At 64.4% G+C, this 12,980-nt stretch carries 12 protein-coding genes and 1 pseudogene; 5 read left to right on the top strand and 8 right to left on the bottom strand.

The features are described from left to right. Positions 1 to 7: 7 nt before the first annotated feature. Positions 8 to 556: a cupin domain-containing protein gene (locus tag IVB28_RS26580; RefSeq protein WP_247530108.1), complete on the bottom strand. Its 549-nt coding sequence runs from the start codon at positions 554 to 556 to the stop codon at positions 8 to 10. Between the two features lie 159 nt (positions 557 to 715). Here IVB28_RS26580 and IVB28_RS26575 point away from each other — a divergent pair, with 159 nt between their 5' ends. Both IVB28_RS26575 and IVB28_RS26570 read left to right on the top strand, forming a co-directional pair. Continuing rightward, positions 716 to 2,044 (top strand): aspartate aminotransferase family protein, encoded by a 1,329-nt coding sequence (locus IVB28_RS26575; protein WP_247530107.1) that lies wholly within the window; start codon positions 716 to 718, stop codon positions 2,042 to 2,044. A gap of 70 nt (positions 2,045 to 2,114) precedes the next feature. After that, entirely contained in the window at positions 2,115 to 3,380 is a 1,266-nt protein-coding gene (locus IVB28_RS26570; protein WP_247530105.1) for a D-amino acid dehydrogenase, read from the top strand. Between the two features lie 80 nt (positions 3,381 to 3,460). Here the strand turns inward: IVB28_RS26570 and IVB28_RS26565 are convergent, their stop codons facing one another. The 4 genes from IVB28_RS26565 to IVB28_RS26550 form a co-directional block, all read right to left on the bottom strand. Beyond that, positions 3,461 to 3,685, bottom strand: a complete 225-nt coding sequence (locus IVB28_RS26565; protein ID WP_247530103.1) for a hypothetical protein — start codon at positions 3,683 to 3,685, stop codon at positions 3,461 to 3,463. A gap of 160 nt (positions 3,686 to 3,845) precedes the next feature. Then, positions 3,846 to 5,435 carry a gamma-glutamyltransferase gene (locus IVB28_RS26560; RefSeq protein ID WP_247530101.1) on the bottom strand — a complete coding sequence of 530 codons (1,590 nt, stop codon included), beginning with the start codon at positions 5,433 to 5,435 and terminating at the stop codon, positions 3,846 to 3,848. Positions 5,436 to 5,881: 446 nt separating this feature from the next. Continuing rightward, the gene (locus IVB28_RS26555) at positions 5,882 to 6,058 is read right to left on the bottom strand and encodes a hypothetical protein (RefSeq protein ID WP_247530099.1); all 177 of its coding nucleotides are present in this window, start codon (positions 6,056 to 6,058) and stop codon (positions 5,882 to 5,884) included. A 9-nt stretch (positions 6,059 to 6,067) separates the two neighbouring features. Continuing rightward, on the bottom strand, positions 6,068 to 6,301 hold the full coding sequence (locus IVB28_RS26550) for a hypothetical protein (RefSeq protein ID WP_247530097.1): 234 nt from the start codon (positions 6,299 to 6,301) through the stop codon (positions 6,068 to 6,070). Positions 6,302 to 6,505: 204 nt separating this feature from the next. On the opposite strand from IVB28_RS26550, the pseudogene IVB28_RS26545 reads away from it, so the two are divergent. The 3 genes and pseudogenes from IVB28_RS26545 to IVB28_RS26535 all read left to right on the top strand — a co-directional run bounded on the left by IVB28_RS26545 (position 6,506) and on the right by IVB28_RS26535 (position 10,649). Beyond that, positions 6,506 to 8,613, top strand: a pseudogene (locus IVB28_RS26545) (PQQ-dependent sugar dehydrogenase). Next, positions 8,570 to 9,511, top strand: a complete 942-nt coding sequence (locus IVB28_RS26540; protein ID WP_247530095.1) for an SMP-30/gluconolactonase/LRE family protein — start codon at positions 8,570 to 8,572, stop codon at positions 9,509 to 9,511. Before IVB28_RS26545 ends, IVB28_RS26540 begins: the two are co-directional and overlap by 44 nt. Before the next feature lie 112 nt (positions 9,512 to 9,623). Next, complete coding sequence (locus IVB28_RS26535; RefSeq protein ID WP_247530093.1) at positions 9,624 to 10,649, top strand: histone deacetylase family protein; 1,026 nt, start codon at positions 9,624 to 9,626, stop codon at positions 10,647 to 10,649. A gap of 136 nt (positions 10,650 to 10,785) precedes the next feature. Here IVB28_RS26535 and IVB28_RS26530 read toward each other — a convergent pair whose 3' ends face one another. From IVB28_RS26530 to IVB28_RS26520, 3 genes are all read right to left on the bottom strand, one after another. Further along, the gene (locus tag IVB28_RS26530) at positions 10,786 to 11,766 is read right to left on the bottom strand and encodes an LLM class flavin-dependent oxidoreductase (RefSeq protein ID WP_247530092.1); all 981 of its coding nucleotides are present in this window, start codon (positions 11,764 to 11,766) and stop codon (positions 10,786 to 10,788) included. Next, positions 11,763 to 12,494, bottom strand: a complete 732-nt coding sequence (locus IVB28_RS26525) for a 4'-phosphopantetheinyl transferase superfamily protein (protein WP_247530091.1) — start codon at positions 12,492 to 12,494, stop codon at positions 11,763 to 11,765. Before IVB28_RS26525 ends, IVB28_RS26530 begins: the two co-directional genes overlap by 4 nt. A gap of 233 nt (positions 12,495 to 12,727) precedes the next feature. Further along, positions 12,728 to 12,895 carry a hypothetical protein gene (locus IVB28_RS26520; RefSeq protein WP_247530090.1) on the bottom strand — a complete coding sequence of 56 codons (168 nt, stop codon included), beginning with the start codon at positions 12,893 to 12,895 and terminating at the stop codon, positions 12,728 to 12,730. Positions 12,896 to 12,980: the final 85 nt, after the last annotated feature.

Genomic DNA, 12,980 nt, shown 5'->3' with positions numbered 1-12,980 from the left:
CGCCATCTCAAAACGTCGGCGGCGTGCAGGCCGAGATCACTTCGCACGGCTTGCCGCCGACGCAGCGGAAACGGTGCGGGCGGCGGCTCTCGAAATAATACGCATCGCCCGGATTGAGAATGCGGCGCTCGTCCTCGACGGTCACTTCGAGCTTGCCTGAAATCACGATGCCGCCTTCCTCGCCGTCATGCACGAGGTGCACGCGCCCGGTGTCGCTGCCGGGCTCGTAGCGCTCCTTCAACATCTGCAGGCTGCGGCCGAACAGATTGTCGCCGACCTGGCGATACGAGATAGGCTTCTTGCCGACCTCGGTCAGCTCCTCTGCGCGGTAGAAGATCTTGCGCCTCGACTCCGGCTCCAGCGCGAAGAACTCGGCGAGCCCCATCGGAATGCCGTCGAGGATGCGCTTGAGCGCGCCGACCGATGGGTTCATCTGGTTGGATTCGATCAACGAGATCGTCGAATTGGTGACGCCCGCTCGCTTGGCGAGTGCGCGCTGCGACAGCTTGTGCCGCGCCCGGATGAATCGGAGCCGTCCACCGATGTCGACGCTCATGCCCTGGTCCCGGCCCTGTCCCGTGTTGCAGGTGTTGCGGATCGCGCAAATATGGACCGGCAGCCCCAGCGAAATCAATAGGTTGCGGCGCAACAGAAAAGGACTTGTTGCGCTTTCCTAGACGTGGCTCTGCTGGCAGATCAGCAAAGGAGCGCGGCCGTGACCCTTCATCAGATTCCGAACACTATCAAGACCGACTCGTTCTGGATGCCGTTCACGGCCAACCGGCAGTTCAAGAAGGCGCCGCGCCTGTTCTCCTCGGCCGAGGGCATGCATTACACCACCGTCGACGGGCGCAAGGTGATTGACGGCTCCGCCGGCCTCTGGTGCGTCAACGCCGGCCACGGCCGCAAGCAGATCGCCGCCGCCGTCGAGCGGCAGCTGATGACGCTGGACTTCGCGCCGTCCTTCCAGATGGGCCATCCGCTGGCGTTCGACTTCGCCGAGCGGCTCGCCGAGATCGCGCCGAAGGGCCTCGACCGCATTTTCTTCACCAACTCGGGCTCAGAGTCGGTCGACACCGCACTGAAGATCGCGCTCGCCTATCACCGCGCCAACGGCCAGGCCAGCCGCACCCGCCTGATCGGCCGTGAGCGCGGCTATCACGGCGTCGGCTTCGGCGGCACCTCGGTTGGCGGCATGGTCGCCAACCGCCGCGCCTTCGCGACCCTGCTGCCGGGTGTCGACCACATTCGCCATACCCATGATCTCACCCGCAATGCCTTCGCCAAGGATCAGCCCGAGCACGGCGCCGAACTCGCCGATGATCTCGAGCGCCTGGTGGCCTTGCACGGCGCCGAGACCATCGCTGCCGTGATCGTCGAGCCGGTGCCGGGCTCGACCGCGGTGCTGCCGCCGCCGAAGGGCTATCTGCAGCGCCTGCGCGAGATCTGCGACAAGCACGGCATCCTCCTGATCTTCGACGAGGTCATCACCGGCTTCGGCCGCCTCGGCACGCCGTTCGCCGCCAACTTCTTCGGCGTAACGCCCGACATGATGACGACGGCCAAAGGCATCACCAACGGCACCATTCCCTGCGGTGCCGTGTTTGCGAGCCGCAAGGTTCACGACGGCCTGATGGTCGGCCCGGAGAACGCGATGGAGCTGTTCCACGGCTACACTTATTCCGCGCATCCGACCGCCTGCGCTGCCGGTATCGCGACGCTCGACATCTACAAGGACGAAGGCCTGCTGACGCGTGGTGCCTCGATCGCGGAATACTGGCGCGATGCGCTGCATTCGCTGAAGGGCCTGCCCAATGTCGTCGACATCCGCAATTGCGGCCTGATGGGCGCGGTCGAGCTGTCGTCGCGTGACGGTGCGGTCGGTGCGCGCGGCTACGACGTCATGGTCGACTGCTTCAATCGCGGGCTGTACTTCCGCATGAGCGGCGATAGCTTCGCGCTGTCGCCGCCGCTGATCGTCGAGAAGAGCCACATCGACGATATCGTCTCCATTCTTGGCGACGCCATCAAGCGGGTGGCGTGATAATTGCTCTCGCCGTTGCGAGTTGTTTCCTTGCAGCGGCGAGCGTGATGCCGCGGGAGTTTGACCAAGCGTGAAAGTCTTGATTCTCGGCAGCGGTGTCATCGGTGTCACCTCTGCCTACTACCTCGCACGTGCCGGTCACGAGGTGACGATCGTCGACCGTCAGCCGGCGCCGGCGCTTGAGACCTCCTTCGCCAATGCCGGCGAGGTGTCGCCCGGCTATTCCTCGCCCTGGGCCGGTCCCGGCGTGCCGGTGAAGGCGGTCAAGTGGCTCTTGATGAAGCATGGCCCGCTGGTGATCCGGCCGAAGCTCGATCCTGTGATGTGGGTCTGGCTGCTCAAGATGCTGCGCAACTGCACCAGCGCGCGTTACGCCGTCAACAAGAGCCGGATGATCCCGATCGCGGAATACAGCCGCGACGCGCTGCGCGATCTCCGCCGCGACATCGGCATTCAATATGACGAGCGTGCGCAGGGCACGCTGCAGCTGTTCCGCTACCAGGCGCAGCTCGACGGCACGGCTGAGGACATCGCCGTGCTCAAGCAATACGGCGTCCCTTTCGAAGTGCTGAGCCGCGAGGGCTGCATCGCAGTCGAGCCGGCGCTATCGGGCGTAAAGGAGAAATTCGTCGGCGGGCTTCGCTTGCCGCAGGACGAGACCGGCGACTGCCACATGTTCACGCAGGCACTGGCCAAGCATGCCGAGGCGCTCGGCGTGCGCTTCATGCTCAACACCGGGATCGAGCGCATCGTCACCGAGGGTGCGCGTGTCAGCGGCGTCGTGACGGGGGCCGGCACGTTGCAGGCCGACGCCTACGTCCTCGCGCTCGGAAGCTGGTCGTCGCGCCTCGTGGCGCCGCTCGGCATTTCGTTGCCGGTTTATCCGGTCAAGGGCTATTCGATCACGGTGCCGATCAAGGACGCCACGGGCGCGCCGGCATCCACCGTGATGGACGAGAGCTACAAGGTCGCGATCACGCGCCTTGGCAATCGCATCCGCGTCGGCGGCACCGCCGAGATCTCCGGCTATTCGGACAAGCTCTATGATGCGCGCCGCGCCACGCTCGATCACTCGCTGACCGACCTGTTCCCGCGCGGCGGCGATCTTTCCAAGGCGACATTCTGGAGCGGCCTGCGTCCGATGACGCCGGACGGTCCGCCCGTGATCGGCCCGACGCAATACGCCAACCTCCACCTCAACACCGGCCATGGCACGCTCGGCTGGACCATGTCCTGCGGCTCGGGTCGCGTCCTCGCCGACATGCTGTCGGGCAGGAAGCCGGAAATCGACGTCAGTGAGCTCACGGTGGAGCGGTATAATCACCGGTTCGGGTAGGATCTCTGCCCTTGCGTCATTTTCGAAAAAGGCGCCGCCCGTTCAGGGGCGACGCCTTGCAATGATTGGCGGATGGGGCTTCAGCAGCGGCCTTGCATCCGCAGGCCGGGCGGGCAGCCGTGACCGCGCCAGCCGACCTTGCGTCCACGCGACCATCCGTGCGGGGTGCCATGGTGATGATGGCCCATCGAATGACCGTGACCATGGCCATGACCGCCGCCATGCCCACCCTTGGCCAGTACAGGGCTGCTAAATGTAAAGCCGGCCGCAATGACCAGCGACGCAGCGAGCGCAAGTTTCTTCATCAAGTCCTCCATTGGGGGTGAGCGCATTCGTCCGTTCAACGAACGAACTGTGCGCAGCTAAGTTCCCTGCGAATGTGGAGGAGTCGTGATGCTCGCCTCGATGCGCAATCGCGCGAGAGCACAACGCGCACTGGCAGAAACGCAGCAGCGATCCGTTCGCTCAGTCTTCCGCGACCGCATCGGCCCAGGGATGAAAGATCTCGACCGCGCCGGAATTGATGTCGTCCTCGCGCATCACCACGCTTGGGCATGCGAATTTTTGCGGCAATGCCTGCACGCGGGTCTCTTCATAGTCGAAGCGCGAGCTCAGCGTCTTGCGCACGTCCTCTGGCAAACGAGCATCGCCGATCACGACCGCGCCTTCGCTGGCGTCGATGCGCGGCTGATGAATGGCGGCATCGAGATCCATGCCGAAATCCATCGCAAAGGAGACGAGCTGCATCACGGAGGGCAGAATGCGGCGTCCGCCCGAGGCGCCGACGGCGAGGCGCTTGCCATCCTTCGTCTCGGCGATGACGGGCGTGTAGTTGCAAAGGCAGCGCTTGCCGGGCCCGAGCGAGTTGGTGGTGCCGGGCGTCGGATCGAACCACATGATGCCGTTGTTCATGGCGATCCCGGTGTGCGGCGTCACATATCTCGAGCCGAAGGATGACAGCAGCGTCTGCGTCACCGCGGCGATGTTGCCGTGCCGGTCGACCACGGAGAAATGCGTGGTGCAGGCGGGCGCCAGATATTCGGCACCGAGCGAGCGTTTGCCGTCGGCATCGCCCATGTCCTTGAGCCGCCCGCGGAAGGCTGCCTGAAGAGCGAGTGCATATTCGACATAGGCGGCCGCGTCCGGCGCGCTTGCCGGCTTCAGGCTCTGCTGCAACAGCCGCAGCGCGTGCGCCATGGTGGGCCCGGCCGTGAGCTCGGGCGTCGCATACACCTTGCCCTCGCGGTAGGGGATCGCCAGCGGTTCGCGCAAATGCGCGCGAAAGGCGGCGAGGTCCTCGACAGACAGCGAACCGCCATCGGCCTTGATGTCGGAGGCGATGCTCCTGGCGAGATCACCCTGGTAGAAATCGCGCGGCCCAGCCTCGGCGAGATGCGACAGCGTCGCTTTCAGCGTGTCCTGCGGCAGCCGGATCTCGGCCTTGATGCCCCATGGCGCGCTCGGTGGTAGGCCGTCCTTCAGGAACGCCGCCGCGCTGGCGGGATAGCGCCTGAGATCGGCGGCCGAGCCCGAGATCGCCACCGTCGTCCACCAATCGACCAGCAGGCCTTCACCGGCGAGCCTGGCTGCCGGCGCGAGCAGATCCTTCCACGGCATCCTTGCGTAACGGCGATGCGCTTCTTCCATTCCGGCAACGACGCCGGGGACGGCAATCGAGCCGGGGCCATGGGTGTTGCGATCGTCCTTTACCCGCGGCCAGGGGAAGAGGTCGGAAGCGGCGCCGTCGCCGCTGAGCGGATAGTCGGCGACGCGCAGGCTTTGAGGCGCGGACATGCCGTAGTCGATCACCTCGGTGCGATTTTCCTTGGCGCGGTAGAGCACCATCGCACCGCCGCCGCCGATGCCGCTGTTCCAGGGCTCCAGCACGTTCAGCGCCATGGTGGTTGCCACGACCGCGTCCACGCAGTCGCCGCCCGCCGCCAGCACCTGCGCCCCGACTTCGGCAGCCCGCCGCGACTGCGAGGCGACGATGCCGCCCTTGGACGTGACGGCGGGTTTGCGGACGGTCTGGTTGAGGCTGAACTGGTGAGGCATGATGTCGTCTTGATGTTCTGTGCTGGCTTCGTGGCGCTGACTTGCTACGCGATTGGCGCAGCGCGCCGACAATGGCACATTGTGGCCAACGAGAATATCCAAAGGGAGCGGCGACATGGCAGGTGTGAAACAGGCGCGGGATGGCCGCCTGCCAAACTCGCCAGGCTTTGCCGAGCTATCAATGTGACTTGTGACGACAGCCCGCGCGCAACGCCTCGTCCTTCGAGCCGTCGCTTACGGGCCTCCTTGAGGAGCCCGCCTAAAGCGCGCGTCTCGAAGGATGGCCGCAGGGATAGGCTCTCAATGTAATCGTGCTGCCAGGTCCGGGCTTGTCCGCGCATCCACGTCTTTGAATCGCGCCCTTAAAACGTGAATGGCCGGGACAAGCCCGGCCATGACGACGAAGAAGACGGAGATTAACGAAGAAGCAGCTGAGCCGCCGTCCGTCAGAGCGGGCGGTTCAGCCGGCTGGCCTGATACTTGGCGCGCCATTTCGGGCCAGGTCCGCGCATATAGTGAAGCTCGGGACGGTAGGGGTTGCCGGCGACCCGAACCAGCGTCTGCCATTTGGCGGCGACGAAACTCAGGGGTTGGCGGAACAGGCTCAGTGAAGCGATCAGCATGGCATCACCTCAATGCGGCTTGCCGAGCATGGCGGTGAAGGGCAGATCGAAAATCTCTTCGCCGGCGTCGTCGCTGACATGGATCACCCAGTCGCGCCAGTCTTCGCTGCTCGGCGTCAGGATCATCGACCGCATGATCTGAGAGGCACGGTCGCGCGCCTCGGAGAGATTGGACACGGCGGCGCCGTAGCGGTCGATCAGGGTGCCCTCGGTGTTGGAGCAGTGAAAATAGACCTGGACCATATGCGCCTCCTGTAGGGAGCAACTGACGGCAAATCGATACCACCCGAAGCCTTCGCGAAACATTCGGGCCGAACCCGGTAAGGGAATTTACGGATATTTGGTCGGCCCCAGGGTCGCTACAGGTTTAATCACAGGCGAGTGATGTTCAGCTGGACGGCGTTTTCCCGGCGTGGAACACCTTTTGCGGGCAAGTCTGGGGCCGCCGTGAGCTATTTCACATCTAAGCGCGAACGCCGAAGGCTGCGCGCATGTGCGGAGGTCTTGGCGTGGGGCTTGGCGTCGTTCTTGGCGTCCGTCTTGGCGGCCCTGCTTGGGCTCACCTCCGCGGCGTCATCGGAGTCGCTCCGCCGCAGCGGCTATGCCATCGGCGCGGAAGCCTGCGGCAATGGTGATCTCGCCTTTTCCAGGATCCAGATCGACATGAAGGCTGGATTTTGCGCCGGGCTCGTCGCCAGCGAAGCGGATGGCCTCACGTTTCCACGCGCGATCGTTCAGGTGCCGGGCCGCGATCTGTTCGTGGTGGCCGACATGGGCGGCTGGGGCCGCGCCGACGGACGGCTGCTGCTGCTCGATCCGCGCGCGCCACAGGGCGGGCGGTTCAAGGAGCTTCTGACCGAAATCGAATATCCCTTCGGCCTCGCGCTCGGTCCGGACAAGTGGCTCTACGCCTCGACTGCCGAGACGATCTTCCGGTTCGATCCGCTCGCCGACAATCCGCGCGGCACCGTCGAGACCATCATCCGTCACATGCCCGGGCGCCGGATCGCGCTGCCCGACGGCACTCGGATCCAGGAGAGCGCGCATCCGCTCAAGCAGTTCGTGTTCGACAGCAACGGGCGGCTATTCGTCAATATTGGCTCGCACAGCGACGACTGCATCACGCCGGCGCCGATCACGAGGCCTTGCGCCGCGGCCGAGGGCGCTTCCGCCATGGCATCGATCTGGCTGTTCACCCCGCCTGCAAGCGGCGTCTTCCCGGCGCTGAAGCCTGGCGATGCCGATCCGCCGCACATTGTCTATGCGCGCGGCTTGCGCAACTCGATGGCGTTGGCGCTGCATCCGAAATTTCCCGACGCCGGCTACGCCTTCCTGCAGGCTGAGAACAGCCGCGACTTGCCTGATATTTTCAAGCCGAACGAGGAGATCAACGCAATCGAGCAGGGCAGGCATTATGGCTGGCCCTATTGCTACGATGTGTCGACGCCGAGCGCCGAATTCAAAAACGTGCTGCAAGGCGGGGTCTACAAGTCGCTCTGCACGGCAGGCGCGCTCTACAAGCCGCCGCTCTCGCTGCTGCCGCCGCACGGCGCGCCGCTCGCGATGTTGTATTATCATGGCACGAAATTTCCGGAACTGGCGGGCAAGCTGCTGGTCGGCCTGCACGGCTATCGTCCGACCGGAAGCCGCCTCCTCGTCTACGACGTCGATGATCACGGCTTCCCAAGGCCTGTCGCGGCGCCGGTGCGCTATCACGTCAGTTGCGCGGCCGAGCCGACGCGCAGCTTTCAGACCGAGGCCGGCGCGGTCGCTGCCGCGCCGTTCGATGAGCTGATCGCGGGTTGGCACCGCGTCAACGGCGCGCGGCCGCAAGGCGCGCCCGTGGGCATGACGGTCGCAGAGGACGGCGCGATCTGGCTGGTCGAGGACAAGAACCAGACCGTGATCCGCATCGATCGCGCCGCGGGCGATCCGCCGCCGCCGCTGCCCTGCGACATGCGCAGCCAGGCGATGATCCACCAGCTCGCGACCTTCGTCGCCAGGGATGTACAGAACAGCGCCCGGCTCACGACGCTGCGCAAGGGCCTCGTCGAGAAGCATTGCGTTGGCTGCCATTCCGATTTCGGTCTGAAGCCCGCCAGTCGGACGCAGAGAAGGACGAAGCCGTGCTCCGCTTCATGCTCTCGCAGGACGGCTGGATCTATCCTGATGATCCCTCTTTCGGCAAGCTGCGCACCCGCCTGCGCGGCATCGGCGCGGAGAAGCTGATGCCGCCGGGCGGCGAGAGCCTGCCGAAGACCGAGCCCGGTTACACGCGCCTGCTCGACACAATGGACTTGCTCGTTGCGAAAATGGTTCCGGGCACACGGATGCGGATCAAGCCCGGTCCGCCGCAGCGCAAGTTCTTTGGCAAGACGAACAAGGAATGCGGCGAAATACCGGCTGCGAAGGTCGTTGTCGTGACACAAAGGAGCGCTGTAGACAAACCCGGCTTCAGCCGATTCTTCCGGCCGGCCGACCCCTATCTGAATGGCGAGTGCACCGACGGCGATGGCTATTACATCCGGCAGAAATTCCTGGTGCCTGTGCAGTAGCGTCCTATTCGTCGTTGCGACGGCGTCCGCCCAAGCGGAAACGAAGCTGTTCGAGAGCGCGCAGGTGACGCCATCAGGCGAATACACCTTCGGCATCGAGGGACCCGCTTCCGACCTCGACGGCAATCTGTTCGTGGTCAATCTCGGCAAGCCCGGCACCATCGGCAGGCTGCCTGCGGGCGGTGCGGCATCGGAGCCATTCACGGTGCTGCCCGACGGCAGTGTCGGCAACGCCATCCGCTTCGATGGGAGCGGCACCATGTTCATCGCCGACTACAAGAAGCACAACATCTTTGTAATTCCAAAGGGGGCAACCGAGCCGGGGATCTGGTTTCATTCCGACGAGATGAACCAGCCCAACGACATCACGATCGCCCGCGACGGCACGATCTATGCGAGCGATCCGAACTGGAAGGGCAGGGAAGGCCACATCTGGCGGATTGCGAAAGCCGCCGACGGCACCGTGCAGGGACAGGTGATGTCGGCGCCGCGCGCGATGGGCACCACCAACGGCATCGATCTCAGCCCCGACGGCAAGACGCTCTATGTCGGAGAATCCAGCAGCGGCCAGATCTGGTCTTATGCGGTCAACGGCAACGAGCTGACGGCTGCAAAACTCGTCAAGGCGTTTCAGCCCGACACCGTCGATGGCTTGCGTACCGACGTTACCGGCCGTCTCTATGTCGCGCGCATTCTCAAAGGGACAGTTGCGCTGATGAAGCCCAATGGCGCGGTCGAGCGGGAGATCGCGCTGAAGGGAAAGGAGCCGACCAACCTCGCCTTCGGCGGCGGCGACGGCAAGACCGTCTACGTCACCCAGCGTCAGGGCGGCTTCATCGAGTCCTTCCGTACCGATCAGCCAGGCCGCGAGCACTGTCTCCAGCGCGGGCGCTGCTGAGCTCCGGGCGCTCTGCTTCCCGCGCAGGGCAGTCGAGACGGCATTCTTCTTGCTTGCATCCGATTGCCGCAGCGATCAAGACATCTGTGAGCACGCGACACGGAGTGTTTGAGTGAAAGCCGTCCATACCGAACTGCACCGCAGCCACGATCCGCAATTCTTCCTGGTCCGCGGCGTCGTCAAGCGCACCACCGAGCAGCCCGAGCGCGCCGACCGCCTGCTCAAGGGGTTGGAGGACGGCAAGCACCAGCTCGTCGAGCCGACAAAATTCGGCCAAGGACCTCGCGCGCGCATTCACAGTCCGGAATATCTGTCGTTCCTGAGCGAGGCCTGGGACGCATGGACCGCGCTCGGCGATTCCGGCCCGGAGATGATCGGCAACATCCATCCGGTGCGTCATGCCGCGACCTATCCGACCCACATCGTCGGCAAGCTCGGCTGGCACACCGCCGACACCGCGGCGCCGATCGGTCCGGGCACCTGGGCTGCGGCCTGCGCTGCGACGGATGTTGCGGTCACCGCCGCGCAGATGGTGATGGACGGCGAGGACGGGACCTATGCGCTCTGCCGTCCGCCCGGTCATCACGCCTATCGCGACATGGCCGGCGGCTTCTGCTTCCTCAACAACAGCGCGATTGCCGCGGCGCATCTGCGGCAGAAGCACGAGCGCGTCGTGATCCTCGACGTCGACGTCCATCACGGCAACGGCACGCAAGGCATTTTCTACGCCCGGCCCGACGTCTACACGATCTCGATCCATGCCGATCCGATCGCGTATTATCCCTATGTGTGGGGCTATGCCCACGAGCGCGGGGAGGGATCCGGCCTCGGCACCAATCTCAACATCCCCCTGGCCATCGGCACCGGCGATGACGGCTACATCCAGTCGCTGGACGTCGCGCGCAGCGCAATCGAGTCCTTTGCCCCCGGCGCGCTCGTCATCGCGCTCGGCTTGGACGCCTCCGAACACGATCCGCTGAAGGGATTGGCCGTCACCACGCCGGGCTTCCGTCGGATCGGCCAGGCCATCGCCAGGATGGGCCTGCCGACGGTGTTCGTGCAGGAGGGCGGTTATCTCTCGGATATTCTGGGCGCGAACCTGACCTCGGTGCTGGCGGGATTCGAAGAGGCAAGGTGATTTTGGCTGACTAGTTCGTCATTCTCCGTCATTGCGCGCGCAGAGAAGCAATCCAGAATCTTTCCCGTCATCAATCTGGATTGCCTCGTCGCAAAGGCTCCTCGCAATGACGATGTGGATGCAGCATGATCCGTCGTCAAAACATCCCGCTCGCCGCGAGCGCCTTGCAGACGTGCTGCATCTCGGTTTCGTCGGCGACCATGTCGAGCATGATCGTGGTCAGGCCCTTCGCCGCAAACGCCTTCAGCTTCGCGCCGATCTCCTCGTAGCTGCCGACGAGATAGGGGCAATCGGCCTGGAAGGTCAGGAACGGCAGCAGCCAATAGCCATTCTCCGAGAGCTCGCCGCTCTGGCCGGCGTAGAGGTGCCGCTTCCACACCGAGTCGGTGTTCTCCATGGTGAGCACCAGCAGTTCGCGATCATCGGGGCTGTCGCGGAAACGTAGTTTCGCGGCCTGCCGCGCCTCCTCGCGTCCCTCGCGGGCGAAGATGCCGAAATTCATGCCGGGCGAATTGAGGCCGCGATCGAGATCGGGCGGCAGCATCTGCATCTTGATGCAGCCGGTCTCCTTTGCCACCCGCTGGGCTGCCTCGGATTGGCCGGCGATCAGGAATTCCGGCATCAGCTCAGCCGGCATGCGCGGGCGCAGCTGCAGATGGTGCGCGCGGTAGAAGCGCCCCTCGAAATTCACCGGCCGCGGGCTCGAGAGCAACTGGCGCATCAGCTCCACGAATTCGCCGAGCCTGATATAGCGGTCGGCATGGGACTGGTCGTCGCCGAGGCCCTGCAAGTCGCTGATCGCCGTCCCCGTGATCATGTTGAGATAGACCTTGCGGCGGTGGAGCTGCGCAAAGGACGAGACGAATTTCGCCGCCGTGAACGGGTGCATGTAGACCGGATTGACGGCGATCAGCGGCGAAGATCGCGTCGTCGCCGCCATGATGTGCTGGGCCATCGCCCAGGGCTCGACGAACACGTCGTTGCCTTCGAACAGCAGGATGCCTTCGAAGGCGTTGCTGTCGGCGAACCGCGCCACCCGCATCAGCTCGCCGACATATTTCCCGGGGTCGCGGTTGCGCGAAATCGCTGGAAAGACGCGCAGCCGCGGCGGCGTCATTCAGCCGCTTCCTGGAGTGGCCAGGCATTGCGGCTGATGGGAAGGCCACCGTTCGCGCGAGAGCCGTCGGCGATCGCGAGGCGATGCGCCGGCGATGGCGAGCACAGCGAGAAGCGCCAGCCGTCGGAATCGTCGGCGATATCCGGCTTGAAGCTGATCTCGATGGCCTCGCGCGAGACCTGCATCGCGAAGGCGTCGAGCGGCAAATTGAGGCCGAAGCCCCTGGCCTTCAGATAGGCCTCCTTGAGCGTCCAATAGTCGAAGAAGCGCTCGATCGCGGCCGGCTCAGGCAGTCCGCGCAGCGTTTCGACCTCCTCTGGCGCAAAGAAGCGAAGCGCGGTGGACAGCGGCGCTACCCGCCGCGACACGGTTTCGACGTCGACGCCGACGGTCTCATGCCTTGATACGACGCAGGCGACGCAGCCGTCGGCGTGAGACAGACTGAAATGCAGCGCGGTCGAGGTCGCGGGCGCTGCAACAAACGGCCGCCCGTAGCGGCCGGCTCCAAAGGACCAGTCGGACGGTGCGACGTTGGAGGCGACCTGCGACAGTGCCAGGCGCAGCATGGTGTGCGCGAAGATATACTGCCGTCGATGCCGCTCGAACATGAAGCGATCGGCCCGGACCAGTTCGTCCAACGAGAGCAGCCGTCGGCAGGTCTCGACCGCGCCCGGCGCGTCAATGGACTCGATCAATCCGACAAACAGTTCAATTCTGTCGTTAGCCATCAATTGGGCCTTTTGCGTCGGGCGGAGAGAAATGCACCGGTCCCGACGGAAGAAACAACTGAGCAACAATCATCCAAGCAGACCGCTTGTAGCGATCCACCCAGGCGGATTCTTGTCGATTTGCAGGCCGGTTTACAGCCGCAAGCTTGTGCGAGACCCCGGCTCGACACGCGAGCGGCCCATGTCCCAAAAGTGAAGCCTGAAGATTCGTGCGGCGTCCCGGCCGACGAATCTTACTTCTTCTTCTTGGCTTTCTTCCCGCCGCCCAGCACCGAAAGGCTGGCGTCGACGTCCTTCAGCGCGGACTGAAGCTTCTTCTTCTCGGCACCCAGCAGCTTCCGCAGGGCCTTGCGGTCCTTGTCGCTCAACGAGGTACCCTTGGTAAATTTGACGAAGCCCATAACACTCCCCCGGTTTGAAAATGATCGTTCAATCAAAACGCCGGAATAATCTTGCGCGGTGGCGCCAAATAATCAAGATGTAACT

This window comes from Bradyrhizobium sp. 199 (assembly GCF_023073355.1).
Lineage (GTDB): Bacteria > Pseudomonadota > Alphaproteobacteria > Rhizobiales > Xanthobacteraceae > Bradyrhizobium.
The sequence above is the reverse complement of the archived record's forward strand: the minus strand, read 5'-3'. Positions and strand labels throughout refer to the sequence as shown.